This is a genomic window from Streptomyces sp. MZ04 (assembly GCF_004684775.1).
GTDB lineage: Bacteria > Actinomycetota > Actinomycetes > Streptomycetales > Streptomycetaceae > Streptomyces.
Genome location: NZ_SRIC01000043.1, coordinates 1 through 25,745 on the forward strand (window position 1 = coordinate 1; position 25,745 = coordinate 25,745).

Annotated in this window: 27 protein-coding genes; 9 read left to right on the top strand and 18 right to left on the bottom strand. The window is 68.9% G+C overall.

Features of this window, described 5'->3' with window-relative positions; all coding sequences use genetic code 11:
• Window positions 1-9: 9 nt before the first annotated feature.
• Window positions 10-798 carry an ABC transporter permease gene (locus E2651_RS12485; RefSeq protein ID WP_135331186.1) on the top strand — a complete coding sequence of 263 codons (789 nt, stop codon included), beginning with the start codon at window positions 10-12 and terminating at the stop codon, window positions 796-798.
• A gap of 3 nt (window positions 799-801) precedes the next feature.
• Here the strand turns inward: E2651_RS12485 and E2651_RS12490 are convergent, their stop codons facing one another.
• The gene (locus E2651_RS12490; RefSeq protein WP_135331152.1) at window positions 802-1,140 is read right to left on the bottom strand and encodes an ATP/GTP-binding protein; all 339 of its coding nucleotides are present in this window, start codon (window positions 1,138-1,140) and stop codon (window positions 802-804) included.
• A gap of 211 nt (window positions 1,141-1,351) precedes the next feature.
• On the opposite strand from E2651_RS12490, the gene E2651_RS12495 reads away from it, so the two are divergent.
• A complete protein-coding gene (locus tag E2651_RS12495; RefSeq protein ID WP_135331153.1) occupies window positions 1,352-2,404 on the top strand; it encodes an LLM class flavin-dependent oxidoreductase in 1,053 nt (350 codons plus the stop codon).
• Window positions 2,405-2,474: 70 nt separating this feature from the next.
• Here E2651_RS12495 and E2651_RS12500 read toward each other — a convergent pair whose 3' ends face one another.
• Window positions 2,475-2,867, bottom strand: a complete 393-nt coding sequence (locus tag E2651_RS12500; RefSeq protein ID WP_135331154.1) for an SCO5389 family protein — start codon at window positions 2,865-2,867, stop codon at window positions 2,475-2,477.
• Between the two features lie 212 nt (window positions 2,868-3,079).
• Here E2651_RS12500 and nucS point away from each other — a divergent pair, with 212 nt between their 5' ends.
• Window positions 3,080-3,751 carry an endonuclease NucS gene (gene nucS, locus E2651_RS12505; RefSeq protein ID WP_135331155.1) on the top strand — a complete coding sequence of 224 codons (672 nt, stop codon included), beginning with the start codon at window positions 3,080-3,082 and terminating at the stop codon, window positions 3,749-3,751.
• Window positions 3,752-3,852: 101 nt separating this feature from the next.
• Here the strand turns inward: nucS and E2651_RS12510 are convergent, their stop codons facing one another.
• The 4 genes from E2651_RS12510 to E2651_RS12525 all read right to left on the bottom strand — a co-directional run bounded on the left by E2651_RS12510 (window position 3,853) and on the right by E2651_RS12525 (window position 8,708).
• A complete protein-coding gene (locus E2651_RS12510; RefSeq protein ID WP_135331156.1) occupies window positions 3,853-6,351 on the bottom strand; it encodes an ATP-binding protein in 2,499 nt (832 codons plus the stop codon).
• Between the two features lie 235 nt (window positions 6,352-6,586).
• On the bottom strand, window positions 6,587-6,910 hold the full coding sequence (locus E2651_RS12515) for an STAS domain-containing protein (protein ID WP_016643271.1): 324 nt from the start codon (window positions 6,908-6,910) through the stop codon (window positions 6,587-6,589).
• Window positions 6,911-7,070: 160 nt separating this feature from the next.
• On the bottom strand, window positions 7,071-7,919 hold the full coding sequence (locus tag E2651_RS12520) for a 3-hydroxyacyl-CoA dehydrogenase family protein (protein WP_135331157.1): 849 nt from the start codon (window positions 7,917-7,919) through the stop codon (window positions 7,071-7,073).
• Window positions 7,920-8,066: 147 nt separating this feature from the next.
• Entirely contained in the window at window positions 8,067-8,708 is a 642-nt protein-coding gene (locus tag E2651_RS12525; protein WP_135331158.1) for a TetR/AcrR family transcriptional regulator, read from the bottom strand.
• Window positions 8,709-8,792: 84 nt separating this feature from the next.
• On the opposite strand from E2651_RS12525, the gene E2651_RS12530 reads away from it, so the two are divergent.
• The 3 genes from E2651_RS12530 to E2651_RS12540 are packed head-to-tail and all read left to right on the top strand — an operon-like array spanning window position 8,793 to window position 10,932.
• A complete protein-coding gene (locus E2651_RS12530; RefSeq protein ID WP_135331159.1) occupies window positions 8,793-9,575 on the top strand; it encodes an ATP-binding cassette domain-containing protein in 783 nt (260 codons plus the stop codon).
• Window positions 9,576-9,590: 15 nt separating this feature from the next.
• Entirely contained in the window at window positions 9,591-10,346 is a 756-nt protein-coding gene (locus E2651_RS12535; protein WP_135331160.1) for an ABC transporter permease, read from the top strand.
• A 13-nt stretch (window positions 10,347-10,359) separates the two neighbouring features.
• On the top strand, window positions 10,360-10,932 hold the full coding sequence (locus E2651_RS12540; RefSeq protein WP_135331161.1) for a cob(I)yrinic acid a,c-diamide adenosyltransferase: 573 nt from the start codon (window positions 10,360-10,362) through the stop codon (window positions 10,930-10,932).
• Here E2651_RS12540 and E2651_RS12545 read toward each other — a convergent pair.
• The gene (locus E2651_RS12545) at window positions 10,929-11,543 is read right to left on the bottom strand and encodes a hypothetical protein (RefSeq protein ID WP_245238778.1); all 615 of its coding nucleotides are present in this window, start codon (window positions 11,541-11,543) and stop codon (window positions 10,929-10,931) included. The genes E2651_RS12540 and E2651_RS12545 overlap by 4 nt on opposite strands.
• Before the next feature lie 154 nt (window positions 11,544-11,697).
• On the opposite strand from E2651_RS12545, the gene E2651_RS12550 reads away from it, so the two are divergent.
• The 3 genes from E2651_RS12550 (at window position 11,698) to E2651_RS12560 (ending at window position 15,562) form a co-directional block, all read left to right on the top strand.
• A complete protein-coding gene (locus E2651_RS12550; RefSeq protein WP_135331162.1) occupies window positions 11,698-12,900 on the top strand; it encodes a histidine kinase in 1,203 nt (400 codons plus the stop codon).
• A complete protein-coding gene (locus E2651_RS12555; protein ID WP_135331163.1) occupies window positions 12,897-13,553 on the top strand; it encodes a response regulator transcription factor in 657 nt (218 codons plus the stop codon). The genes E2651_RS12550 and E2651_RS12555 overlap by 4 nt, the downstream gene beginning before the upstream one ends.
• Window positions 13,554-13,732: 179 nt before the next feature.
• Window positions 13,733-15,562, top strand: coding sequence for a glycoside hydrolase family 18 chitinase (locus E2651_RS12560; RefSeq protein ID WP_135331164.1), 1,830 nt, complete (start codon window positions 13,733-13,735; stop codon window positions 15,560-15,562).
• A 74-nt stretch (window positions 15,563-15,636) separates the two neighbouring features.
• Here E2651_RS12560 and E2651_RS12565 read toward each other — a convergent pair whose 3' ends face one another.
• The 11 genes from E2651_RS12565 to E2651_RS12615 all read right to left on the bottom strand — a co-directional run bounded on the left by E2651_RS12565 (window position 15,637) and on the right by E2651_RS12615 (window position 25,658).
• Window positions 15,637-16,086 (bottom strand): DUF2550 domain-containing protein, encoded by a 450-nt coding sequence (locus E2651_RS12565; RefSeq protein ID WP_135331165.1) that lies wholly within the window; start codon window positions 16,084-16,086, stop codon window positions 15,637-15,639.
• A gap of 129 nt (window positions 16,087-16,215) precedes the next feature.
• The gene (locus tag E2651_RS12570; RefSeq protein WP_135331166.1) at window positions 16,216-16,590 is read right to left on the bottom strand and encodes a F0F1 ATP synthase subunit epsilon; all 375 of its coding nucleotides are present in this window, start codon (window positions 16,588-16,590) and stop codon (window positions 16,216-16,218) included.
• Between the two features lie 109 nt (window positions 16,591-16,699).
• Window positions 16,700-18,142, bottom strand: a complete 1,443-nt coding sequence (gene atpD, locus E2651_RS12575) for a F0F1 ATP synthase subunit beta (protein WP_135331167.1) — start codon at window positions 18,140-18,142, stop codon at window positions 16,700-16,702.
• Window positions 18,142-19,083, bottom strand: coding sequence for a F0F1 ATP synthase subunit gamma (locus tag E2651_RS12580; protein ID WP_135331168.1), 942 nt, complete (start codon window positions 19,081-19,083; stop codon window positions 18,142-18,144). Before E2651_RS12580 ends, atpD begins: the two co-directional genes overlap by 1 nt.
• 20 nt (window positions 19,084-19,103) lie before the next feature.
• The gene (atpA, locus tag E2651_RS12585) at window positions 19,104-20,702 is read right to left on the bottom strand and encodes a F0F1 ATP synthase subunit alpha (RefSeq protein ID WP_135331169.1); all 1,599 of its coding nucleotides are present in this window, start codon (window positions 20,700-20,702) and stop codon (window positions 19,104-19,106) included.
• A 127-nt stretch (window positions 20,703-20,829) separates the two neighbouring features.
• Window positions 20,830-21,651, bottom strand: coding sequence for a F0F1 ATP synthase subunit delta (locus E2651_RS12590; protein WP_135331170.1), 822 nt, complete (start codon window positions 21,649-21,651; stop codon window positions 20,830-20,832).
• On the bottom strand, window positions 21,648-22,196 hold the full coding sequence (locus E2651_RS12595) for a F0F1 ATP synthase subunit B (protein ID WP_135331171.1): 549 nt from the start codon (window positions 22,194-22,196) through the stop codon (window positions 21,648-21,650). The genes E2651_RS12590 and E2651_RS12595 overlap by 4 nt, the downstream gene beginning before the upstream one ends.
• A 35-nt stretch (window positions 22,197-22,231) precedes the next feature.
• Window positions 22,232-22,471, bottom strand: coding sequence for an ATP synthase F0 subunit C (gene atpE, locus E2651_RS12600; RefSeq protein ID WP_135331172.1), 240 nt, complete (start codon window positions 22,469-22,471; stop codon window positions 22,232-22,234).
• Window positions 22,472-22,550: 79 nt separating this feature from the next.
• Complete coding sequence (gene atpB / locus E2651_RS12605) at window positions 22,551-23,321, bottom strand: F0F1 ATP synthase subunit A (RefSeq protein WP_135331187.1); 771 nt, start codon at window positions 23,319-23,321, stop codon at window positions 22,551-22,553.
• Between the two features lie 276 nt (window positions 23,322-23,597).
• A complete protein-coding gene (locus E2651_RS12610; RefSeq protein WP_135331173.1) occupies window positions 23,598-24,035 on the bottom strand; it encodes a hypothetical protein in 438 nt (145 codons plus the stop codon).
• 261 nt (window positions 24,036-24,296) lie between these two features.
• Window positions 24,297-25,658 (bottom strand): MraY family glycosyltransferase, encoded by a 1,362-nt coding sequence (locus tag E2651_RS12615; RefSeq protein WP_135331174.1) that lies wholly within the window; start codon window positions 25,656-25,658, stop codon window positions 24,297-24,299.
• Window positions 25,659-25,745 lie beyond the last annotated feature (87 nt).

Below are 25,745 nucleotides of genomic sequence, written 5' to 3' on the forward strand. Positions count from 1 at the left end.
CAGCAGGCGATGAGCAACGCCTACACCTCGCCGATCCCGGTCAAGAAGACCCACCTCGGCAACGCCCTGGCCTCCGAGTGGACGAAGATCAAGTCGGTCCGCTCGACGATGTGGACGCTCGGCGTCTTCCTCCTCCTGGTCATCGGCATCGGCCTGCTCGTCGCCGCGCAGACGGAGGACCTGGACTACGCGGACGTGCCGTTCACGATCCCGGCGTTCTTCGGTCTCGTCCTCGGCCAGATCTGCCTGATCACGCTCGGCGTCCTGGTGACGTCGTCCGAGTACGGCACGGGCATGATCCGTACGACGTTCACGGCGTCCCCGCAGCGCTACCGCGTCCTCGCCGCGAAGATCCTGGTCTTCTTCGTGATGGCCTTCGTCGTCTCGGCGGCCTCCATCTTCCTGGTGGGCGCGATGACGTCGGGCATGCACAGCGGCTCCGAGGCGGGCGACGTGGCGTGGGGCGGCACGGTCCTCAAGGGCGGCCTGTACGTCTCGCTCCTGGGCGTCCTGGCCCTCGCGGTCGGCTCGATGCTGCGCCACTCGGCGGGCGCGATCACCGCGATGCTGGGCCTGGTCCTGGTGCCCGCGATCCTGCCCGCGTTCCTGCTGATCTCCGAGAGCACCCGCAGCGTGGGCGAGAAGATGATGGACTACAACGCGCCCAACTCGCTCGCCAAGATCTTCCAGATCGACACCGGCGCGGGCAACGGCACCTCACAGCTCGTGCTGCTGATCGTCGTGACGCTGGCCGCGATCGTCGGCGCCTTCGCGCTCCTGGAGAAGCGCGACGTGTAGCCGTCAGTACCGAGGCGCGTTACGGGACCGCTGCACCCGCGAGGTGCGGCGGTCCTTCGCGTTCCAGCAGGCCTTGTGCCAGTGCCGGCGCTCGTCCACGCCCGAGTGCTCGGGCCAGGCCACCACATGCGCCATGCCGGACGGGATCTCCTGGTCGCAGCCGGGGCAGCGGTAGGTCTTGCCCGCCGCGCCGGCGCCCGCGACATGGCGCACGCTCCACTGCTCGTCCTGCCAGCTCTCGGCGCGCTGGAAGCCGCCGTAGCGGCCCGACGGCTCCGCGTCCGCACGCGGACTGTCTTCTCCGGCTCCGGCGCCCTTGGGGCGGTTGCGACGCGGGGACACAGGACACCTCACTGGATGTACGGGGGTCAGGGGTGTGTCCAGCCTACGCGCCGCCCTCAGGGGTAGGCGTCCTGCACCAACCCCCACAGATCCCCCCTGCATTGCGCAGAAAATCCGTCAATCTTCATGCCAGGCCGTGCCTTTGGCACGTGTCACGCGTTGTTGCCCGTAGGGGGAGTGCCTGCGTCGGCGCCAAGGAGGCAGGAGTGCGATGCGTGTAGGTAGTTTTGTTCTGGCCGCCCAGTTCCCCGGACAGGGGCAGGGGGAGGCGCTGCACCGTGCGGTGCGGTCCGCCGAGGTGGCCGAGGAGGCGGGTCTGGACGCGGTCTGGCTCGCCGAGCACCACTTCGTGCCGTACGGCACGTGTCCGTCCGCCGTGACCCTCGCCGCGCTCCTTCTCGGGCGTACGCGACGCATCCGCGTCGGCACCGCCGTGAGCGTGCTGCCGACCGCGCATCCCGTCACCCTCGGCGAGCAGGCGGCGCTGCTGCACCTGACGTCCGGCGGGCGCTTCTCGCTGGGCGTGGGGCGCGGCGGGCCGTGGGTGGACCTGGAGGTCTTCGGTTCGGGCCTGGACGCGTACGAGAAGGGGTTCCCGGAATCCCTCGATCTGCTGCTGCGGTGGCTGACCGAGCCCCGGGTCGCGAGCGGGACCGGCCGCTTCGCCTTCCGCGAGGTCGCCGTGGTGCCGCGCCCGCAGGAGGCCCTGCCCGGCGCGGACGCCGACGCCCCGGACGCGTCCTGCGGCCCCGAGGTGATCGTCGCCTGCACCTCGCCGTCGAGCGTGCGGCTCGCGGCGGAGCGCGGTCTGCCGATGCTGCTCGGCATGCATGTCGGCGACGAGGAGAAGGCCGAAATGGTGGCGTTGTGGCGCAGGCACGCGCGCGCCTCGGGGCGTACGCCGGAGGAGATCCACCGCGCCGCGCACGTCTCGGCCGGGGTCGCGCAGATCGCCGACCGGCGCCTGGAAGCGGCGGAGACCCTGCAGAAGGCGATGCCGGGCTGGCTGAAGCAAGGGCTGGACGCCCATGTCACGGTCGACGGCCGGGCGCGGGCTATGCGGGATCCGCTTGCGTACACCGAACTGCTCTGCGGGATCCACCCGGTGGGCACCCCCCAGGTGTGCGTCGACCGGATCGCGGCGACGTCGGAGCGGACGGGCATCACGCGCTTCGCGCTGCTCGTCGAGGGCTCGGGAGATCTGTCCACGACGGAGGAGAACGTCCGCAGGCTGGGGGCCGAAGTGCTGCCCCAGCTGGGCTGAACCGCTGGGGCGGGGAGCTGCCGCTCCGGTACTAGAACACCTCCCGCGTACAGAGCGGCAGCAACAGGCGTCAGCAGTCCCGCAGTCCGGGAGACTGATTGAGCAACTGGCCTCGGATCGAGGTGAATCGGGCCAACCGGTCGTCCACGGAAGCATCCAGGGGGAACACCGCCACACGGTGGCAGTTCTGGAATGCCAGGCGCACGCCGAAGTGCCGTTGCAACGCACCGCGGATCGCGTCACTCGCGAGCGCGCGCAGCAGCTGGCCACGCGCCTGCTCGTCGGGCGGCGGCGTCTGGTTGTCGGCGAACTCTCCGCCGTCGACCTTCAGCTGGGCCACCAGGGAGCTGATCATCTCCCATGCGTAAGGCAGGGAGGTCCGGACGCAGTCGACGAATTCCGCTTCATCGACCTCGCCTCGCTCGGCCTGTTCCAACAGTGCCGGTGAGACGTCGAGCGACATGGGTTCTCCTCTCGCACCCCCGGGGAGCGGGGGCTTACGGACAGGGAAGAAGTCCGCATACGCTGAGTGCACGCATGACGACCTCCTGCTTATACGGTAAGCATCGGATGGGTCCCGCACCAGGAGATTGGGCACATAACCGGCCAGGATCGAACAGCCCCATCGACGGAGAAATCGCGCGCACCACCTGGTGTCGAGTAGCGTTGCGCCCCATGCGTCTCGTCATTGCCCGATGCTCCGTGGATTACGCGGGCAGGCTCACCGCCCATCTCCCGTCGGCCCCCCGCCTGATCCTTGTGAAGGCGGACGGCAGTGTCTCGATCCACGCGGACGACCGGGCCTACAAACCCCTCAACTGGATGTCCCCGCCCTGCACGTTGAAGGAGGGTTCGGGGGACGATGCAGGCGTCTGGACCGTCGTGAACAAGGCGGGCGAGAAGCTCATCATCACGATGGAGGAGATCCTGCACGACTCCTCGCACGAACTGGGCGTCGACCCCGGCCTCATCAAGGACGGCGTGGAAGCACACCTTCAGGAACTGCTCGCCGACCGGATCGAGACCCTCGGCGAGGGCTACTCCCTGATCCGCCGCGAGTACATGACGGCGATCGGCCCGGTGGACATCCTCTGCCGCGACGCCGACGGACAGACCGTCGCCGTCGAGATCAAGCGGCGCGGTGAGATCGACGGCGTCGAGCAGCTCACCCGCTACCTGGAGCTCCTGAACCGCGACCCGCACCTCGCGCCGGTCAAGGGCGTCTTCGCCGCCCAGGAGATCAAGCCCCAGGCGCGCGTGCTCGCCACGGACCGGGGCATCGGCTGCGCGGTCCTCGACTATGACGCGATGCGCGGCATCGAGGACGACAAGCTGCGGCTCTTCTAGTTCTCCGTACGTACGTAGTTCTCTGTACGTACGTAGTTTCTCCGCACGTACGAAAAAAAGGGGGGGGCCGGGTCCTGGTGGACCCGGCCCCCCCCTTTACGTCAGATCACCGACTCACTGCTCGTCGCCGGGCTGCTCGCGGGGCCGCTCGCCGAGTCCGAGGTGTCCGGGGGCGACGGCGGATCCGGGGTCGGGTCCGTGGTCGGCGGAGGCGTCGACGTCGGCGGCTTCGTCGTGGGCGGCTTGGTCGTCGGGGGCTTCGTCGTGGGCGGCTTCGTGGTCGGCGGCTTCGTCGTGGTGGGCGGCTTGGTCGTCGGCGGCTTCGTCGTCGTCGGGTCCTCGGACGGGTCGTCCGACGGCTTGTCGCTGCCGCTCGGGTCGTCCGACGGTTCGCCGCTGTCGCTCGGCTGTCCGTCGTCCTCCGTGCTGGGCACGCCCTGGTCCGTGTCACCGGGGCGGCTCGTCGAGTCCTTGGCCGGCTTGTCGGCCGTCAGCCCGTCGTCGTCGCGGTCCTCGCTCGCGGACTGCTCCGTCTTGACCTTGTCCGGCGGCGGATCGTCGTTCCCGGAGGTCGCGCCAAGCGTCACCACCGTGCCGAGCACCGCGGCCAGGAGGGCTCCCGCGCCCGCCGCCACCAGGTTGCGCCGGGTGCCGCTCACGATGGAGCGGCGGGTCGGCGCGGCACCGGCGCCCGGGGCGGGCGTGGCCCTGCGGGTCACCAACGTCTCGGGCTCCGGAGGCGGCTGCGGCAGCGAGAACGCCGCGGGGACGCCGCCGGGGGGCGATGCCGACTCCTCGTAGCGCGCGTCGGGCACTTCCTCGCCCGCGGCCGTGCGTCCGCCGGGCAGCGCGCCGCCCGAGCGGTCGGCGACCAGTGCGAGGGCCCTGCGGCCCGCGATCATGCCGCGCTTGTCGGCGAGGGCACCCCGCAGGCCGATGGACGCCTCGAGTTCGGCGCGGGCCCGGTCGAGGTGTCCGCCGCAGAGCGCGAGGATGCCGAGCTCGTGGTGGAAGTACGCCTCCTCGGCGACCTCGCCCGCGGTGCGCGCCGCCTCCTGGCCGGACCGCAGGGCACGCTCCCACGCGCCCCAGCCGAGCCCGCCTGCGAAGGCGGGCGCGACGGTCCGGGCGAGCAGCACGGCGGCGCTCTGCTCGCCGCCGACGGATGCTGCCGCCTGGCCCGAAGGACCGGTGGCTCCGGTGACCAGGACGCCCAGCGCGGCGAGCACGGCGTCCGCCTCGGCCGCGACCCGCTCCGGGCTGACCGAGGGGTGCCCGGCCCACCAGGCGTAGTGCTGGGCGGCGCTCTGCGCACGCTCGGCCATGTCGTCGGCGTACCCGGAGGTCTCCAGCTGGGTGCGCACGCCCGCGGCGAGGCGGTAGTGCGCGCCGACCGGCGTGACGAGCGCGGTGGAGACCAGCTCGGCGAGGGCCGCGTCCGCGTGGGTGTCCCCCACCAGGGCCGGCAGGTGCGCCTGGTGCGGCAGCTCGCCGCCGAGCGCGACGGCGAACCGCAGGGTGGTGCGGGCGGACGGGCTCAGCCGGGAGGCGAGCAGGGCCGCGGGCGCCGCACCGTCGGCGAGCGAGGGCAGCGGGACGTCGTGGCCCTCGGCATCGAAGGGCGCGTCGACCGGGGCCGCACCCGGCCCTTCGTAATAGCCGTACTCATCGAAGGCGTTGGGGTCGGCGCGCAGCTGGTCGCGCTGGCGCAGCAGGGCGCCCGCCTGCACGAAGCGCAGCGGCAGCCCCTCGGACTCGAACCAGAGGTCGCCCGCCCAGCCCGCCTCGTCGTCGGTGAGGACGCGGCCGACGGCGCGCTCGAGGAGCTCGAGGCCGCCGGCGCGGCCGAGGCCGCCGAGGAAGACCTCTTCGAGGTGCGAGTCGGCGGTCGGCGCCGTGACGTCGGGCGTCGCGGATATCAGGAAGGCGCACTCGGGCGTCGCGTCGAGCAGCTCCTGAAGGCCCGAGCCGCCGAACTCCAGGTCGTCCAGGACGACGACCGCCCCGATCTCATGGACGAGCTCGAGCAGCAGCGTGCGGTCGGGGCGGTGCAGCGGTGCGTTGTAGACCGCGCCGAAGAGGTCCTGGAGCAGGTCGCCGGGGCCCTTGTGGTAGCCGGAGAGCCGGACGACGCCGTCCGGCGCGAGGTCGGCGCAGTCTTCTGCGACGGCGTTCAGGAGCGCCGTGCGCCCCGAGCCCGCGGGACCGGTGAGCCGCACCGAGCGCCCGCGCGCGAGCAGGCGTACGAGCCGCTCGCGGTCCTCCTGGCGCTCGAGGAGCGGCATCCGGGGCAGCGCAGGACCCGGCGGCACGGGCGGCACAGCGGCGCGGCGCAGCTCGGCGCGCTCGGCGGCGGAGCGCTTGACGGGTCGTGCGGGCCGCTCGCCCGGCGGGCAGGGCTCGATCTCGCTGCCGTCGACCGGGTTCACGGTGAGCAGGAAATCGCCCGAGATGAGCTGGACGGTGCGGGCGAGCGCGGGTGCGGGCTGCCCGAAGTCGGGCGTCAGAGGATCGCGCGGCGGGCGCGATCGGCGCCCGGAATCGTCGTCGTTGATGCCGTCATGGCCGTACTCTTCCGGTCCCCGGTTCATCGGGTCCATGGTCAAAGCCCCCCAGATGCGTGGTGTACACAGCCCCCTCCGGCCTTGTGCACACTGCGCTGTCGCTTCTGGTCCGGTGCCCCCGCTCGGGTTCTCACATCGGTGGCGACCGAACCCTAGACCTTCGCTCAGTATCTACGAACGGGCGGGGTACCGCCCCGTCCGAGACGTCACAGTCTCGTGAGGATTGTGCGCGAGATGCGTTTCGTGCACGGATCGCCGGGATCACCGCGTATCACACACGAGGAAGCGATTCCACCCCGATGCCGCCCTCGATGGCGAGGATCCGGTGCAGCCGGGTGGCCACGAGCAGGCGCTGCATCTGGGGCGGTACATCGCGCAGCACGAGGCGGCGTCCGCACCGTCCCGCGCGCCGGTGCGCGCCCATGATCACACCGAGTCCCGTGGCGTCCCACGAGTCGAGTTCGGACAGGTCGAGCACCAGGTCGCCGGCTCCGTCGTCGACGGCCGAGTGCAGGACCGTACGGGCGTCCGCCGCGCTGCGTACGTCGAGGCGTCCCCCGACGACCAGCTGAGCCTGGTCGCCCCTGATGTGCATATGCGCTCCCCGAGAGTGCTGAGTTTCCTGTGACGTCTGTTCCGTAAGGCGTCTGCGTATGTCACTGCAACTGACTGCCGCGTGGGCAAGGAAGTTGCCGTCTGTAAGCGAACCGATACCGAATTCACTCCGAGGGGTGACCCGCAAGGAGAGGAGGGCGTCAGTGCTTGTAGAACCCCTGCCCGCTCTTGCGGCCGATGTCACCGGCGTCAACCATCCGGCGCATCAGCTCGGGCGGTGCGAACTTCTCGTCCTGGGACTCCGTGTAGATGTTGCTGGTGGCGTGCAGCAGGATGTCGACGCCCGTCAGGTCGGCGGTCGCGAGCGGTCCCATGGCGTGCCCGAAGCCGAGCTTGCAGGCGATGTCGATGTCCTCGGCGGTGGCGACACCCGACTCGTACAGCTTGGCGGCCTCGACGACGAGCGCGGAGATCAGACGGGTCGTCACAAAGCCGGCCACGTCGCGGTTCACGACGATGCAGGTCTTGCCGACGGACTCGGCGAACTCCCTTGCCCGGGCGAGCGTCTCGTCGCTGGTCTTGTAGCCGCGGACGAGCTCGCAGAGCTGCATCATCGGCACCGGCGAGAAGAAGTGCGCGCCGACGACCCGCTCGGGACGCTCCGTCACGGCCGCGATCTTCGTGATCGGGATGGCGGAGGTGTTGGAGGCGAGCACCGCGTCATCGCGCACGAGCTTGTCGAGCGTACGGAAGATCTCGTGCTTGACCTCGAGCTTCTCGAAGACGGCCTCGACGACGATGTCGGCGTCCGCGACCGCGTCCATGTCGGTGCTCGTCGTGATCCGCCCGAGCGCCGCCTCGGCGTCCTCGGCGGCCAGCTTGCCCTTGCTCACGAACTTGTCGTACGACGCCTTGATCCCGTCGGTGCCACGGGTCAGGGCCTCTTCGGTGACGTCGCGCAGGACGACGTCCCAGCCCGCCTGTGCGGAGACCTGAGCGATACCGGACCCCATGAGTCCGGCTCCGATGACGGCGAGCTTCCCTGCCACTGTTCCGACTCCCCTACCGCTTATCACGCCTGGCTTACACGCTGTTTACGCTTACCTGTTCGCCGGACATTAGCGGTCGTGAGCGCCCAGGTGGCGGCGAAGAGATGCGCGTCACGTCTCAGATGACGGACATCACACTGGTACGGCTCATTCGGCGCTCCGCACCGCGTAGTTGAGGACCTTTTCGCTCAGTAGGTCCTCCATCTCGTCGAGGAGTTCGAGGGCCTCGCGGGAGACTTCCGCGGGCTTGCGGCACTTGATCATCTCGTCGCCGATCCAGGCCATGAGGGTGCTGTGGACCCACGAGAGCTGACCCGCGATCAGTCCGGGCATGGGGTCGCCGTCGGCGGCCTTCGCCTCATCGGCGAGGGTGTTCGTGAGGTGCGCGAGCGCCTGCTGCTGGATCTCCCAGAGCCGGGAGCGCAGCGGGTGGGCGTCGTGGATGACCTTCATGAAATCGGCCCATCCCGCGAAGAGGCCGATGCTGGGCGAGACGCTCTCCACGTCCGAGCGCAGCGCACGCAGGACGGCATGGGCCGCGGACTCCCCCGCGCGACGGCCGCGTACGTACCCGGAGAGCCGGTCGACGACGGCCTCGCCGCGGTCGAGGAACAGATCCTCCTTGGCGGGGAAGTAGTTGTAGACGGTGTTCACGGAGACGTCCGCGGCCTCCGCGACCTCCGCGACCGTCACCGTGACGAAGCCGTGCTCCAGGAACAGCCCCGTCGCGATGTCCGAGATCCGCTGCCTGGTCTGCCGCTTCTTGCGTTCCCTGAGCCCTTCAGTCATGAGCCCACCCTACGACCCCCTGCTTGGGCAACTGAAAAATTGGAGCCATTGCAAAATTTAAGAGACTCTGTTTTTGTGGTTGCCATGGCAATCATCAGCACGGCTGGGCTCGCCCAGACCTTCCGCACCAAGCGCGGCCCCGTGGAGGCGGTGCGCGGCATCGACCTGACCGTCGCGCCCGGCGAGATCGTCGGCCTCCTCGGGCCGAACGGCGCGGGCAAGACGACGACGCTGCGCATGCTCACCACGCTCCTTCGCCCCACCGGCGGCGCCGCCACCGTCGCGGGCCACGACCTGTCCGGCGATCCGGCGGGCGTCCGGCGCAGGATCGGTTACGTCGCGCAGTCCGGCGGCGTCGACCTCAACATCTCCGTACGCGAGGAACTGATCACCCAGGGGCGCCTCTACCGCCTGACGAAGCCTCAGGCCATCGCCCGCGCCGAGGAGTTGGCGCACGACCTGGGCCTCACCGAGCTGCTCGACCGCAAGTGCTCCGCCCTCTCCGGCGGCCAGCGGCGGCGGCTCGACATCGCCATGGGGCTGATGCACCGCCCCGAGGTGCTCTTCCTCGACGAGCCGACCACGGGGCTCGACCCGGGCAGCAGGGCCGACCTGTGGGCGCTGGTGCGACGCCTTCGCGACGAGCACGGCACCACCGTGGTGCTCACCACGCACTACCTCGACGAGGCGGACGCGCTCTCCGACCGCCTCATCGTCATCGACAAGGGCCTCGTGGTCGCCGAGGGCACACCGAGCGCGCTCAAGCTCGAGTACGGCGGCTCGATCGACGCCTCGCTCCAGGACACCTTCCTCGCCATCACGGGGCGCGACATCGCCCCCAAGGACACGGCGCCGGTCGCCGTCTGAACCCCAGGACTCCTCATGTCTGCGTTTCTCTCCGACACCGCCCTGATCTTCGGGCGGTACGCGCGCCAGACCCTGCGCTCCAAGTTCCAGATCCTCTTCGGCGTCCTGATGCCGCTGCTCTACCTGCTCTTCTTCGGCCCTCTCCTGACCGATCTGCCGCTCGGCTCGCGCGGCGACTCCTGGCAGGTGCTCGTGCCGGGGCTGCTGCTCCAACTCGGCCTGTTCGGCGCCTCGTACAGCGGATTCGCGATCATCATCGAGAAGCAGTTCGGGGTGGTGGAGCGGATGCGGGTGACGCCGGTCAGCCGGCTCGCGCTGCTTCTCGGGCGGGTCCTTCGCGATGCCGCGCTCTTCGTCTTCCAGGCGGTGCTGCTCGTCGTCGCGGCCGTGGCGATGGGGCTGCGGGCGCCGCTCGGCGGCATCCTCATCGGCTTCGCGTTCGTGGCGGCGCTCACCGTCGTCCTCGCGTCCCTCTCGTACGCGCTGGCGCTGCTCGTCTCCAAGCCGCACGAGTTCGGTCCCGTCATCAACGCGGTGAGCATGCCGTCGATGCTGCTCTCCGGCCTGATGCTGCCGATGGCGCTCGCCCCGGGCTGGCTGGACGTGCTCTCGCACTTCATGCCGTTCCGCTATCTCGTGGACGCGGTGCGGGCCGCCTATGTGGGCGACTACGCGAGTACGGCGATGCTGTACGGCGTCCTGACGGCTGCCGCGCTCACCCTGGTGTCCGTGACGGTCGGCACACGTGTCTTCCGGACGGCGGGTGCGTAACTAGGCTGGCCCCATGGTCAATCTCACGCGCATCTACACCAGGACCGGCGACCAGGGCACGACGGCCCTCGGCGACATGAGCCGCACCGCCAAGACCGATCTGCGGATCTCGGCGTACGCCGACGCCAACGAGGCCAACGCCGCGATCGGCACCGCGATCGCGCTCGGCGGGCTCGACGAAGAGGTCGTGAAGGTCCTGGTCCGGGTCCAGAACGACCTCTTCGACGTGGGCGCGGACCTGTCCACGCCGGTCGTGGAGGACCCCGAGTACCCGCCGCTGCGCGTCGAGCAGTTCTACATCGACAAGCTGGAGGCGGACTGCGACCGCTTCAACGAGCAGCTGGAGAAGCTGCGCAGCTTCATCCTGCCGGGCGGCACGCCGGGCGCGACGCTGTTGCACCAGGCGTGCACTGTCGCGCGGCGGGCGGAGCGGTCCACTTGGGCTGCTTTCGAAGTCCACGGAGAGGTCATGAACCCGCTGACCGCCACTTACCTGAACCGGCTGTCCGACCTCCTGTTCATCCTGGCCCGTACGGCCAATAAGGAGGTCGGAGACGTGTTGTGGGTACCCGGCGGCGAGCGCTAGGCACTCCGTCGGGAAGCGGGTACCTCGTCTGCGGGTACTTCGTGGCTGGTCGCGCAGTTCCCCGCGCCCCTGCGGGGCCCGGCCACCGGTGCTTTCTTCGGGAACACCGTGTACGTCGCCGCGATGACGATGTTGATGCCGATCAGCCACAGCATCTTCTGCTGCCACATCCGCAGTGAGTCGATGTCGCCGTCGTCGCCGACGTACCAGACCGCCCCCTGGAGCAGGGCCATGGCGATCAGTCCCGCCAGGATCCAGCGGGCGGCGATCTTCCACTCGTCGATCGCGCGGGCCATGCCATAGAGCTTGACGGGCGGCGGGCCGCCCGCGAAGCGGTGGGCGACGCGGACGTCGACCCACTTGACCGTGTAGTGGCCCAGCGCGATCGAGTAGCCGATGTAGACGGCGGCGAGGCCGTGCTTCCAGTCCGGCTCCGCGCCGTTCTTCAGGTCGATCGCGGTGACGACGAAGAGGACGACCTCCAAGAGTGGCTCACACAGCAGTACGGCGATGCTCGCGCGCGGCATCTTCGCCCAGTACCGCAGGGCCAGGCCGCCGGCCAGCAGCAGCCAGAAGCCGACCTCGCAGATGATGATCAGCGTGACGATCACGGTTCGCTCCTCTCGGTCACCTTTCCAGGCTCCCGTCGCGGCGGCCGCGGATCATCGTCGGCAGTGACGAAGTGGGACTGCATCCTTCGATGTACCGGGCGGTTCCTCCCTCCGGATCAGGCACCGCCCACGCCCGCCGTGTTGGATGGAGGGCATGGCCCTGTCCCTGCCCCGCCCGCAACGTTTCGACGTACTGATCGCCGCCGTCAGCGTGCTCAGCGGGCTCGCTCTGTACGCGCTCGGACTCGGCACGCAGGGCGACCGGCCGCTGGACAGCCCCTGGATGCTGCTGCCGCTCGGCGTGCTCGGGTGCATGGAGCTGCTGCGCAGGACGGCGCCGCGGGTGGCCCTGCCGGTCGCCACGGTCGCACTGGTCTTCGATCAGTGCACGCCGGGCAATCTGGCGTCGGTCATGATGTTCACGGACATCATGTACGCGGCCGTCGTGTACGGCACTCCGGCCGCCGCCCGGCGCATCCCCGTCACCACCGGGGCCATCACGGTGGCGATGACGATCGGCTGCCTCGCCTGGTGGCAGGAGCCCGAGGCCGTCCTCATCGGTGTCGCGACCGGCATCGTGGCCTTCGGTCCCGCCGCCACCGGAGCCCTGGTGCGCAACCACCGCGAGGCCGCCGCCGCGGCCAAGCTGCGGGCCGAGCAGACCGCGCTGCTCGCCGAGATGGACCGCGTCCAGGCGATCACCGCCGAGCGCGCCCGGATGGCCCGTGAGCTGCACGACATGGTCGCCAACCATCTGTCGGCCATCGCCATCCACTCCACGGCCGCGCTCTCCCTCGACGACCCGTCGACCACCCGCGGCGCCCTCTCCGTCATCCGGGAGAACAGCGTCGAGGGCCTGGCCGAGATGCGCCGCCTGATCGGCATCCTGCGGGACTCCAGCGACGACCGGGAGCCCGCGGCCGCGCCCACCCTGGACGGCCTCGGCTCCCTGCTCGCCCACGCCCGCGTCAACGGCCTCGACGTCATCCTGGACGACGAGCGCGCCCCCGACGGGCCCAAGCTCCCCGCGCCGGTCGAGCTCGCGGCGTACCGCATCGTCCAGGAATCCCTGACCAACGCCCTCAAGCACGCGTCCCCCGGCCGGGTCACCGTGGCCCTCGCCGAAGAACCCCGCGCGCTCACGGTCCGCGTCACCAGCCCCTGCGGAGATCCCTCGGGTCCCCGCGCCCCCGGCTCCGGAGCAGGCCTCGTCGGCATGCGCGAGCGCACCGAACTCCTCGGCGGCGCCTTCGAGTCGGGCCCCGAGAGCGGCCCCGACGGCGCCCCCGACGGCAAGGTGTGGATCGTGTACGCGACGCTGCCCGTCGACCCCGCAGACAAGGAAGTGACCGAATGATCCGCGTGCTCGTCGCCGAGGACCAGTCCGCCGTACGCGCTGGACTCGTCCTGATCCTGCGCAGCGCGCCCGACATAGACGTGATCGGCGAGGCGTCGGACGGTGAGGAGGCGGTGGCGCTCGCCCGTGAACTACGGCCCGATCTGGTCCTCATGGACATCCAGATGCCGCGCCTCGACGGCGTCTCCGCGACCCGCCAGGTCGTCGCCGAAGGCCTCGCGGACGTGCTCGTCCTGACCACCTTCGACCTCGACGAGTACGTCTTCGGGGCGCTGCGCGCGGGCGCCTGCGGGTTCCTCCTGAAGAACACCGAGGCCAAGGACCTCCTGGAGGCGGTCCGTACGGTGGGTCGCGGCGAGGGACTGATCGCGCCGGCCGTCACACGGCGGCTGATCGCCGAGTTCGCGGCGCCGAAGACCATGACGTCCGTACGCCGTGAGAACGGGCCCGATCCCGCCGTTCTCGACACCCTCACGCGCCGCGAGCGCGAGGTGCTCGCCTGCCTCGGCGAAGGGCTCTCGAACGCGGAGATCGCGGGCCGTCTGGACATGGCGGAGGCGACGGTGAAGACGCATGTCAGCCGGTTGCTCGGCAAGCTGGAGCTGCGCAGCCGGGTCCAAGCGGCCGTCCTAGCACAGGAGTTGGGCGTATAAGCCGCGAGATCGCGGACCGGACCGACGCAATTCGGCCAATGGTTCAGACCTCTTGACCGCTGGTCCAGACCTTTCTATTCTCACCGCACTGCGGTGAGCACTCCCCCACGTGTTCCACGTGCTCACGGGCGGCGCAGGGTCCCATCCCTAACCCCCGTAACTCACCCGAGGAGCACACCGTGCGCTTCAGACACAGAGCCGTGGCAGGCCTCACCACCCTGCTGCTCCCGCTCGCCACCCTGGTCGCCCTCACGGGCCCCGCCGAGGCAGCACCCGAAGCCGCCCCGGCGGCCACCGCCACGTACGCCAAGACCCAGGACTGGGGCAGCGGCTTCGAGGGCAAGTGGACCGTCAAGAACACCGGCACCACCTCGATCAGCTCCTGGACCGTCGCGTGGGACTTCCCCTCCGGCACCAAGGTGACGTCCGCCTGGGACGCCGCCGTCACCAACTCCGGCAACCGCTGGACCGCCAAGAACCTCGGCTGGAACGGGACGCTCGCCCCCGGCGCCTCGGTCTCCTTCGGGTTCAACGGCTCGGGCCCCGGCTCACCCGCCAACTGCACGCTGAACGGCGGCAGTTGTGACGGCGGCAGCGTCCCCGGCGACAACCCGCCGAGCGCCCCCGGCACGCCCACGGCCTCCGGCATCACCAACACCTCGGTGAGGCTCGCCTGGAGCGCGGCCACCGACGACAAGGGCGTCAAGAACTACGACGTCCTGCGCGACGGCGCCAAGGTGGCGACGGTGACCGGCACTTCGTACGCCGACAGCGGCCTGACCGCGGGCACCGACTACTCGTACACGGTCCAGGCCCGCGACACCGCGGACCAGACCGGACCGGCATCCGGCGCCGTCAAGGTGCACACCACGGGCGGCACCGACCCGGGCCCCGGCGGCAAGGTCAAGCTCGGCTACTTCGCGCAGTGGGGCGTCTACGGCCGCAACTACCACGTGAAGAACATCGACACCTCGGCATCCGCCGCCAAGATCACGCACATCAACTACGCCTTCGGCAACGTCAGCGGCGGCAAGTGCGCCATCGGCGACGCCTACGCCGACTACGACAAGGCGTACACCGCCGACCAGTCCGTCGACGGCGTCGCCGACACCTGGGACCAGCCGCTGCGCGGCAACTTCAACCAGCTGCGCAAGCTCAAGGCCAAGCACCCGAACCTCAAGGTCCTGTGGTCCTTCGGCGGCTGGACCTGGTCCGGCGGCTTCACCGAGGCGATGAAGAACCCGGCCGCCTTCGCCAAGTCCTGCCACGACCTGGTGGAGGACCCGCGCTGGGCCGACGTCTTCGACGGCATCGACCTGGACTGGGAGTACCCCAACGCCTGCGGCCTGAGCTGCGACACCAGCGGTGCCGCCGCCATGAAGAACATGATGCAGGCGTTCCGCACCGAGTTCGGCAAGGACGCCCTGGTCACCGCCGCGATCACCGCCGACGCCTCGAGCGGCGGCAAGATCGACGCGGCCGACTACGGCGGCGCCGCGCAGTACGCCGACTGGTACAACGTGATGACGTACGACTTCTTCGGCGCCTGGGCCGCGAAGGGCCCGACGGCCCCGCACTCCCCCCTCACCTCCTACGCCGGCATCCCGCAGGACGGCTTCAACTCCGCCGACGCGATAGCCAAGTTGAAGGCGAAGGGCGTCCCCGCCGCCAAGCTGCTGCTGGGCATCGGCTTCTACGGGCGCGGCTGGACGGGCGTCACACAGAAGGAACCGGGTGGCACGGCCACGGGCGCCGCGCAGGGCACGTACGAAGCAGGCATCGAGGACTACAAGGTGCTGAAGAACTCCTGCCCCTCCAACGGCACCGTCGCGGGGACCGCCTACGCGCACTGCGGCAGCAACTGGTGGTCGTACGACACTCCGGCGACCGTCAAGAGCAAGATGGCCTGGGCGAAGGGGCAGGGGCTTGGTGGCGCGTTCTTCTGGGAGTTCAGTGGGGACACCGCAAATGGTGAGCTGGTGAGTGCCATCAACGACGGGCTCAAGTAGCTCCCCCGAGAACGAAGCCGGGGAGACAGGAACGCCCCCTGTCTCCCCGGCTTCTTCATGCGTACGAGGTCCTGCTACGCCACATTCACTCGCTGGCCCGGAGGCGCCGCCTCCAGCCAAGCCAGGAAACCCGTCAGCGCGTCCTCGCCCATCGCGAGTTCGAGGCGTACGCCTCGGTGCAGACAGCCCAGCACGATCGCGTCGGAGAGCAGCGCCAGCTCCTCCTCGCCGTCCGGCGCGCGCCGGTCGACGACCTCGATGGCCGAGCGCTCGAGGACCCGGCGCGGCCGGGGAGCGTACGAGAAGACGCGGTACCACTCGATCCGGTCGCCGTTGTAGCGGGCCACCCCGTAGCCCCAGCCCTTGCCGGAGGTGTCGCCCTTCTCCGGGGCGTTCCAGCGCAGGCTGCAGTCGAAGGTGCCGCCGGACCGCTGGATCAGCCGGCGGCGCAGTCCGAAGACGAAGAGCCCCACCAATACCAGCGCGACCAATACCAGTCCGCACACGAGCAGAGTGAGGATCATCGGCACCGACCTCCTCGCCTCTTCGAAACGGACCAACAGAATTGCACCCGCATTGCCTCAGCCGCGACCCGCTCCGGATTGCTCCGGATCAGGCCGCGGCTGAGTCACGTCAACGCCGACACGCTGGTTTCAGCGCGACGACACCGCCCGCAGTCGGACGTCCGCGCGACGCTCGGCGGAGGCGTCGGCCTCCGACTTCGCGCGCTCGAGCGCCCGCTCCGCACGCTGGACATCGATCTCGTCCGACAGCTCGACGATCTCAGCAAGCAGTGACAGCTTGTTGTCCGCGAAGGAGATGAATCCTCCGTGGACGGCGGCGACGACAGTGCTGCCGTCACTCGTACGAATGGTCACCGGGCCCGACTCCAGCACACCGAGCAGCGGCTGGTGACCGGGCATGACGCCGATGTCGCCGGACGTGGTGCGCGCGACGACCAGGGTGGCCTCGCCGGACCAGACACCGCGGTCCGCGGCGACCAGCTCGACATGCAGCTCAGCAGCCAAGAGAGGCTCCTCGGGTCACCACCCGGCGGCTTCGCCGGGTGTTGGGTCAAATTCTAGTAGGCGTACCGGGAGGGGCGGGACGCGCCCACCCCTCCCATGAGTCGCTGACTCAGGAGACGCCGAGCTCCTTGGCCTTCGCCTTCAGGTCGTCGATGCCACCGCACATGAAGAACGCCTGCTCCGGGAAGTGGTCGTACTCACCGTCGATGATCGCGTTGAACGCGGCGATCGACTCCTCCAGCGGAACGTCCGAACCGTCCAGGCCGGTGAACTGCTTGGCGGCGTGGGTGTTCTGCGACAGGAAGCGCTCCACGCGACGGGCGCGGGAGACGACCAGCTTGTCCTCTTCGCTCAGCTCGTCGATACCGAGAATCGCGATGATGTCCTGGAGGTCCTTGTACTTCTGCAGGATTCCCTTGACGCGCATGGCGGCGTCGTAGTGGTCCTGCGCGATGTAGCGCGGGTCCAGGATGCGGGACGTGGAGTCCAGCGGGTCCACGGCCGGGTAGATGCCCTTCTCGGAGATCGGACGGGAGAGAACCGTCGTCGCGTCGAGGTGGGCGAACGTGGTGGCCGGGGCCGGGTCGGTCAGGTCGTCCGCGGGGACGTAGATCGCCTGCATCGAGGTGATCGAGTGACCACGCGTCGAGGTGATGCGCTCCTGGAGGAGGCCCATCTCGTCGGCCAGGTTCGGCTGGTAACCCACCGCGGAGGGCATACGGCCGAGCAGGGTCGAGACCTCGGAACCGGCCTGCGTGAAGCGGAAGATGTTGTCGATGAAGAACAGCACGTCCTGCTTCTGCACATCGCGGAAGTACTCCGCCATGGTCAGACCGGCGAGGGCGACACGCAGACGCGTGCCCGGCGGCTCGTCCATCTGGCCGAAGACCAGGGCGGTCTTGTCCAGAACGCCCGACTCTTCCATCTCGTCGATGAGGTCGTTGCCCTCACGGGTGCGCTCGCCGACACCGGCGAACACGGAAACGCCCTCGTGCAGCTTGGCCACACGCATGATCATTTCCTGGATGAGGACGGTCTTGCCGACGCCCGCACCACCGAACAGACCGATCTTTCCACCCTTGACGTACGGGGTGAGAAGGTCGACGACCTTCAGGCCGGTCTCGAACATCTCGGTCTTGGACTCGAGCTGGTCGAAGGCCGGGGCCTTGCGGTGGATCGGCCAGCGCTCGGTGACCTCGGCCTCGGCCTCGGGGTGGTTCAGGATCGCACCGAGGGTGTTGAACACCTTGCCCTTGGTGATGTCACCGACGGGGACAGTGATGCCCTCGCCCGTGTTGGTCACCGCGGCCTGGCGGACCAGACCGTCGGTGGGCTGCATGGAGATCGCGCGGACCACGCCGTCACCCAGGTGCTGGGCGACCTCGAGGGTCAGCGTCTTCAAGGCGCCGTCCAGAGCCGGGTCGGCGACCTCGACGTGAAGGGCGTTGTAGATGTCCGGCATCGCGTCGACGGGGAACTCCACGTCGACGACCGGGCCGATCACCCGGGCGACGCGGCCCGTGGCAACGGCCGTATCAACAGTGGTCGTCATTACTTGTCACTCCCCGCGGTCGCGTCGGCCAGGGCACTGGAGCCACCGACGATCTCGCTGATTTCCTGGGTGATTTCGGCCTGGCGGGCCGCGTTGGCAGAGCGGGTGAGCGCAGTGATCAGATCACCCGCGTTGTCGGTCGCCGACTTCATCGCGCGGCGCGTGGCGGCGTGCTTGGAAGCAGCCGACTGGAGCAGCGCGTTGTAGATACGGCTCTCGACGTAGCGCGGCAGCAGGGCGTCGAGGACGTCCTCCGCCGACGGCTCGAAGTCGTACAGGGGACGGGCCTCGTCCGTCGTGCCCCCCGCTGCGGCAGCAGCTGATGTCTCAGCCTTCGCCACCTCGTCGAGGCTCAGCGGGAGCAGCCGGGAACCGACCGCGTCCTGCGTCATCATCGAGATGAACTCGGTGTAGACGATGTGGAGTTCATCCACGCCGCCCTCGGCCGATTCCTTCTCGATGGCCTCGATCAGGGGTCCGGCGATCGCCTTGGCGTCCGCGTAGGAAGGGGCATCGGTGAAGCCCGTCCACTGCCCGGCGATCTTGCGCTCACGGAAGTTGTAGTGCGCGATGCCACGGCGGCCGACGATGTACGTGTCGACCTCCTTGCCCTCGCCCTGCAACTTCTTGGTGAGCTGCTCCGCACCCTTGATGGCGTTGGAGTTGAAGGCGCCGGCCAGACCGCGGTCGCTCGAGAGGAGCAGGACAGCGGCCCGGGTCGGAGCCTCGGCCTCGGTGGTCAGCGGGTGCTTGTCGCTCGCACCCGTGGCCACCGCGGTGACCGCGCGCGTGAGCTCGGTCGCGTACGGAGTGGAGGCCGCCACCTTGCGCTGTGCCTTGACGACACGCGAGGCGGCGATCATCTCCATCGCCTTGGTGATCTTCTTGGTCGCGGTGACGGATTTGATGCGACGCTTGTAGACCCGGAGCTGGGCTCCCATGAGTCAGGTCCCTTCCGTCGTCACTTGGACGCGTCGACGGCGGCCGGAGCGTCCTCGCCGAGCAGCTTGCCGTCCGACGTCTCGAACTGCTTCTTGAACTCCGCGACGGCGTCGGCGATGGCCGTGATCGTGTCGTCGGACATCTTGCCGCCCTCCTTGATGGAGGTCATGAGGCCCTGCTCCTTGCGGTGCAGGTGCTCGAGCAGCTCGCTCTCGAAGCGGCGGATGTCGACGACCGGGACCTCGTCCATGCGGCCCGTGGTGCCGGCCCAGATGGAGATGACCTGGTCCTCGGTGGCCATCGGCTGGTACTGCGGCTGCTTGAGCAGCTCGACCATCCGCTGACCGCGCTCGAGGGAGGCCTTCGACGCGGCGTCCAGGTCGGAACCGAAGGCGGCGAACGCCTCGAGCTCACGGAACTGGGCGAGGTCCACGCGGAGGCGGCCCGACACCTGTCGGATCGCCTTGTGCTGCGCGGAACCACCGACTCGGGAGACGGAGATACCGACGTTCAGCGCGGGGCGCTGACCGGCGTTGAACAGGTCCGACTCCAGGAAGCACTGGCCGTCGGTGATGGAGATGACGTTGGTCGGAATGAACGCCGACACGTCGTTCGCCTTGGTCTCGACGATCGGGAGACCCGTCATCGAGCCCTTGCCCATCTCGTCCGACAGCTTCGCGCAGCGCTCGAGCAGACGCGAGTGCAGGTAGAAGACGTCACCCGGGTAGGCCTCGCGCCCCGGCGGGCGACGGAGCAGCAGGGACACGGCGCGGTAGGCGTCGGCCTGCTTCGAAAGGTCGTCGAAGATGATGAGGACGTGCTTGCCCTCGTACATCCACTGCTGGCCGATGGCCGAACCGGTGTAGGGCGCCAGGTACTTGAAGCCCGCCGGGTCGGACGCCGGGGCGGCGACGATGGTCGTGTACTCGAGCGCGCCGGCCTCTTCGAGGGCACCGCGCACCGAGGCGATGGTGGAGCCCTTCTGACCGACGGCGACGTAGATGCAGCGCACCTGCTTGTTCACGTCGCCCGAGCGCCAGTTGTCGCGCTGGTTGATGATCGTGTCGACGGCCAGGGCGGTCTTGCCCGTCTGGCGGTCGCCGATGATCAGCTGACGCTGGCCACGGCCGATCGGGGTCATCGCGTCGACGGCCTTGTAGCCGGTCTCCATCGGCTCGTGCACCGACTTGCGGTCCATGACCGTGGGGGCCTGCAGCTCGAGGGCGCGGCGGCCGGACGTCTCGATCTCGCCGAGGCCGTCGATCGGGTTGCCGAGCGGGTCGACGACGCGGCCGAGGTAGCCCTCGCCCACCGCGACGGACAGGACCTCGCCGGTACGGGTGACCGGCTGGCCCTCTTCGATGCCGCTGAACTCGCCGAGGACGACGGCGCCGATCTCGCGCTCCTCAAGGTTGAGGGCGAGACCGAGGGTGCCGTCCTCGAACTTCAGCAGCTCGTTTGCCATGGCCGAGGGGAGGCCCTCGACCTTCGCGATGCCGTCACCGGCAGCGGTGACCGAACCGACCTCCTCGCGCGAGGCCGCGTCCGGCTTGTACGCCTGGACAAAGTTCTCCAGTGCGTCCCGGATCTCCTCCGGCCGGATCGTGAGCTCCGCCATCTGGGTTCCCTGCTCTCCTTGTTGGGCCCGAAGTTTCACTTTGGGGGTCTGGGGACTCCCCCCAAGTAAGAGGTGAATCCTCTGCACGGCCCAACTAGGGCCGTAATTACTACGTGTTGCGTTACTGCTAGCTCGCCATGCGGCGGTGCGCGTCCTCGATGCGGTCCGCGATGCTGCCGTTGATGATCTCGTCGCCGACCTGCACCGTGATCCCGCCGAGGACCTCGGGGTCCACGTCGAGGTTCAGGTGCATCTGCCGGCCGTAGACCTTCGCCAGGACGGCACCGAGGCGCTGCTTCTGCTGGTCCGAGAGGAGCACAGCGGAAGTGACGACGGCGACCATCCGGTTCCGGCGGTCCGCGGCCAGCTTGGAGAGGGAGTCGAGTCCGTCTTCCAGGCTACGTCCACGGGGCGCGGTCACAAGGCGCTCGACCAGCCGCTCGGTCACCGCGTTGGCCCGGCCGCCGAGCAGGCTGCGCAGCAGCTCGCTCTTGGCCGCGCCGGTGGCGCCGCGGTCGGTCAGCGCGGACCGGAGGGCGGGGCTCGAGGAGACGATCCGGCCGAACCGGAACAGCTCGTCCTCGACGTCGTCCAGCGCGCCGGACTTCTGCGCACCGGTCAGGTCGGCGAGGCTGGCGAGCTCCTCGAGGGAGTCCACCAGGTCACGCGACTGCGACCAGCGCGAGCGGACCATGCCGGCCACCAGGTCGGCGGTCTCGCCGCCCACCTGCCCGCCGAGCAGGCGCCCGGCGAGCTCGGCCTTGGACTCGCCGCTCTGCGACGGGTCGGTCAGGACCCGACGCAGCGAGACCTCACGGCCCAGGAGCGCGGTGACAGCGGCCAGCTCGTCCGCGAGCTTCTTCGCGTCGACCGACGTGTTGTCGGTCAGCGCGTCGAGACGCTCGCGCGCGGCGGCCAAGGCCTCGCGGCTAGCTCCGTGCGCTGTCATCGAGTGGCCTCGGCCTTCTCCTCGAGCTCGTCGAGGAAGCGGTCGATCGTGCGGCTCTGCCGGGCGTGGTCCTCGAGGGACTCACCGACGAGCTTGCCGGCCAGGTCGGTGGCCAGCTGGCCCACGTCCTGACGCAGCGTCTGCGCGGCGGCCTTGCGGTCTGCGGCGAGCTGCGCGTGGCCTGCGGCGACAATCTCCTCGCGCTGACGCTGGCCCTCGGCCCGCATCTCGGCGATGAGCTGGGCGCCCTGCTCCTGCGCCTCCTGGCGCAGACGCGCGGCCTCGTGCCGGGCCTCGGCGAGCTGAGCCTTGTACTGCTCAAGAACGCTCTGGGCCTCGGTCTGAGCGGCCTCGGCCTTTTCGATACCGCCTTCGATCGCCTCACGGCGCTCGTCCAGAACCTTGTTGATGTTCGGGAGGAGCTTCTTCCAGAAGAAGAAGAAGACGACAGCGAAGGCCAGTGCGCCGACGAGCAGCTCGGGGCCGGGCGGGATCAGCGGGTTCTGCTTCTCCTCGGCCGCCAGCTGCACCAGGTTGGCGATCACATCAGTGCCTTTCGTCGAAGTGTCAGTAAGAGTGATTACTGACCGAACACGAACGGCATGACGATGCCGATGAGGGCGAGCGCCTCACAGAAGGCGAAGCCGAGGATCTGGTTCGAACGGATCAGCGCGGCAGCTTCGGGCTGACGGGCCAGGGCCTCGGTGCCCTTACCGAAAACGATGCCGACGCCGATGCCGGGGCCGATCGCGGCGAGGCCGTAGCCGATGGAGCCGAGGGAGCCGGTGACGCCAGCGGCGAGTTCGAGGGTCGCGGACATGCCGTTACTTCCTTCTCTTTCATGGACCGGTGGGGGTTGGCCACCGGGCGATCTGGGGGGCTGGAAAGCCGGGAGGCACTCAGTGGTGCTCGGCGAGAGCGCCCTGAATGTAGGTGGCGGAGAGGAGTACGAAGACGTACGCCTGGACCGCCTGCACGAAGAGCTCGAAGAGGATCATGGCGATGGTCATCACGAAGGACACACCAGCGGCCGGGATCATGAAGCTGTTCAGCAGGTACCAGGAGGCGACGGTGAACATCACCAGCATCAGGTGACCGGCGAACATGTTGGCGAACAGTCGCACCGAGTGCGTGAACGGCCGGACCAGCAGGTTCGAGAAGAACTCGATGAACGACACGAGCCACTTGATCGGGCCCAGCGAATTGTCGTAGCCGGTGATGTTCTTCCAGCCGCCGACGAATCCGTGCCGCTTGAAGGTCAGGGGCACCCAGATGAAGTAGACGATCGCGGCGAGCACGACCGGGTACGCGAAGATCGACGAGACCGGGAACTGGGTCAGCGGGATCACGGACCAGATGTTCATGATCCAGATGAAGAAGAACATCGAGACCATCAGGGGGACGTACTTCTCGCCCTCCTTCTTGCCCATCGTCTCGTAGACGATGCCGCGGCGTACGAAGTCGTAGCCGGCCTCACCGATCATCTGCAGCTTGCCCGGGACGACCTTGGCCTTGCCGAACGCCGAGTAGAAGAAGGTGACGACGACGAGCGTGGTCAGCAGGGCGAGCAGCATGACCTTGTTGAACTCGAACCCGCCGACCTCGAAGATCGGCTTGAAGAGGAACGAGTGCAGGCCCGGAGCCGGGAAGCCACAGCCGTTGTCGGACATGATCCGACAGCTCCAGTCAAAGGCGAGCTCAGTTTGGTCAGCACTCACCGCGGGCTCCTTCGGCGTGACGCATAGGTACGGCAACCTCGTTGTCGTGTCGGCGCGGCGCGCGGCCGCGGTTCGGCACCAGACTGGTGTTTCGGATGTGGGCGCGGCGTTCAGGCATCGAGCCTCGCGATCGTGCAGGCGTCAGCTCAGATGCCCGCGCCGGCAGTGCCGCAGTTGGCACCGGACGATAGCAGTATCTCGAACGGGCATTTATCCCGGCCCTACCCTTCACGTCGAGGACCCCGACTTCTCCGGCTTGTCCTTCTGCTCGGAGTCGGGATCGACGTAAAGAATCTTGGCCTTCATGTGCGCGCGAGCCTGCGACGCCATCCATACGACGGTCGCCACGACAAGACCCACGGCGAATGCCTTGGGGTTGAACAGCGTGGTGTCCTTGAAAAGGGCCACGAAGACGAGAAGCAGCAGGAGTTGAAGGACGTAGAGCAGCAGACCCATCATCTGGAAGAGATGCGGGAGCGCCTTCGCCGTTCGCTGCAGTGCGAACATCCCGAGCCCCATGAAAGCGATGACCACCAGAGTGCCGACGACCGCGCCGAGCGCTCCCTCGCCGCCCGCGACCGCAGCGCTGACGGCGGCGACGATCGCGCCGGCGGCAGCAGTGGGTACGGCGGTCTGAAGGAGTGTTCGGGTGTCTTGAGACGGCATGGCGGCGCTCCGCTAACTGATGGGGGCAGGGTGTCGTCATGGACGAGCGTAGTCCGGGGCCGAGGGTGTCCCTCGGGGCCAATGGACCGTCGCACTACGGTCCTTCGGCTCTATCCCCTGGTTTCGTGAACGGTATCACAAACTATTTGATGAGGTCTTTACCTGTCAGGTGTGCTCGCTGTCACACATGAGAGTGAACCTGCGCGTCTGTGCATTCAGCGGGGCAACTTGTCTGGTATTGGGCGAGTTTGGAAGCGGTCGTCAGCTCGACGAGCCGGCCTTCCGCCGATCGTCGAAGCGCGAGCGGGTGCCGACGGCGGTCGCTCCGTTGACGCCCGCACCGGCCGGAGGACGGGAATCCGCTTCCGCTTCGGTCTCCCCCTGCTCACCCGTCCCGGCTGTCGCGTTCGTCTCATCGCTCGCGTCGGCGGCGGCCTCGGCCGCGGCGGCCCGACGACGGCGCCGGTAGCGCGGCGGCACGAACGACTCGGCCCAGCGCGGGATATGTGGCGTGAAGCGCGGCAGCAGGAGCAGCACAAGGCCCACCGCGCTGAGCGCGACGATGCCGAGCAGGATCCACATGCTCGTGGAGTGGACCGAGTACGCCACCGTCCCGAAGGCGATCAGCGCCGACCAGAAGTACATGATCAGCACCGAGCGGCTGTGCGAGTGGCCGATCTCCAGGAGCCGGTGGTGCAGGTGCCCCCGGTCGGCGGCGAACGGCGACTTGCCGTTCCACGTACGACGGACGATCGCGAGGACCAGGTCAGCGAACGGGATCGCGATGATCGTCAGCGGCATCAGCAGCGGGATGAAGACCGGGAGCATCGCGTGGGTGGCGTCGCGGGTGCCGCCGAAGTTCAGCTTCAGGGCGTCACCGTCGATCTGCCCCGTGGCGGAGATCGCCCCCGCCGCCAGGATCAGACCGATCAGCATCGAGCCCGAGTCCCCCATGAAGATCCTGGCGGGATGGATGTTGTGCGGCAGGAAGCCCACACACATGCCGATCAGGATCGCGGCGAAGAGCGTCGCGGGGGCCGCGGCCTCGATGCCGTAGCCGTACCAGAGGCGGTAGGCGTACAGGAAGAACGCCGAGGCGGCGATGCACACCATGCCCGCGGCCAGGCCGTCGAGGCCGTCCACGAAGTTCACGGCGTTGATGGTGATCACGACGAGCGCGACCGTCAGGAGCGTGCCCTGGCCCTGGTCCAGGAGGACCATGCCGTAGCCCGGGACCGGGATCCACAGGATCGTCAGACCCTGGATGACCATGACGCCCGCGGCGATCATCTGGGCGCCCAGCTTGATCAGCGCGTCGATCTCGAACTTGTCGTCGAGCACACCGATCAGCCAGATCAGCGCGGCACCGGAGAGCAGCGCGCGCGGCTCGTTGGACCGCTCGAAGACGTCGTTCAGATTCGGCAGGTGGTCGGCGACGAGCAGCCCCGCGCACAGACCGAAGAACATCGCGATCCCGCCGAGCCGGGGCGTCGGCTCCCGGTGCACGTCGCGGGCGCGGATCTCCGGCATGGCGCCGGCCACGATCGCGAACTTCCGCACCGGGCCGGTCAGCAGGTAAGTCACCGCGGCCGTGATGCAGAGCGTAAGGAGGTATTCACGCACGGGCTTCCCCACAGGTATCGCTGGCCATCTCAGCCCCACACCCTAGCTCTGCGTGCATATGGTTGGGGACTTCCGGGTAGCGACGAT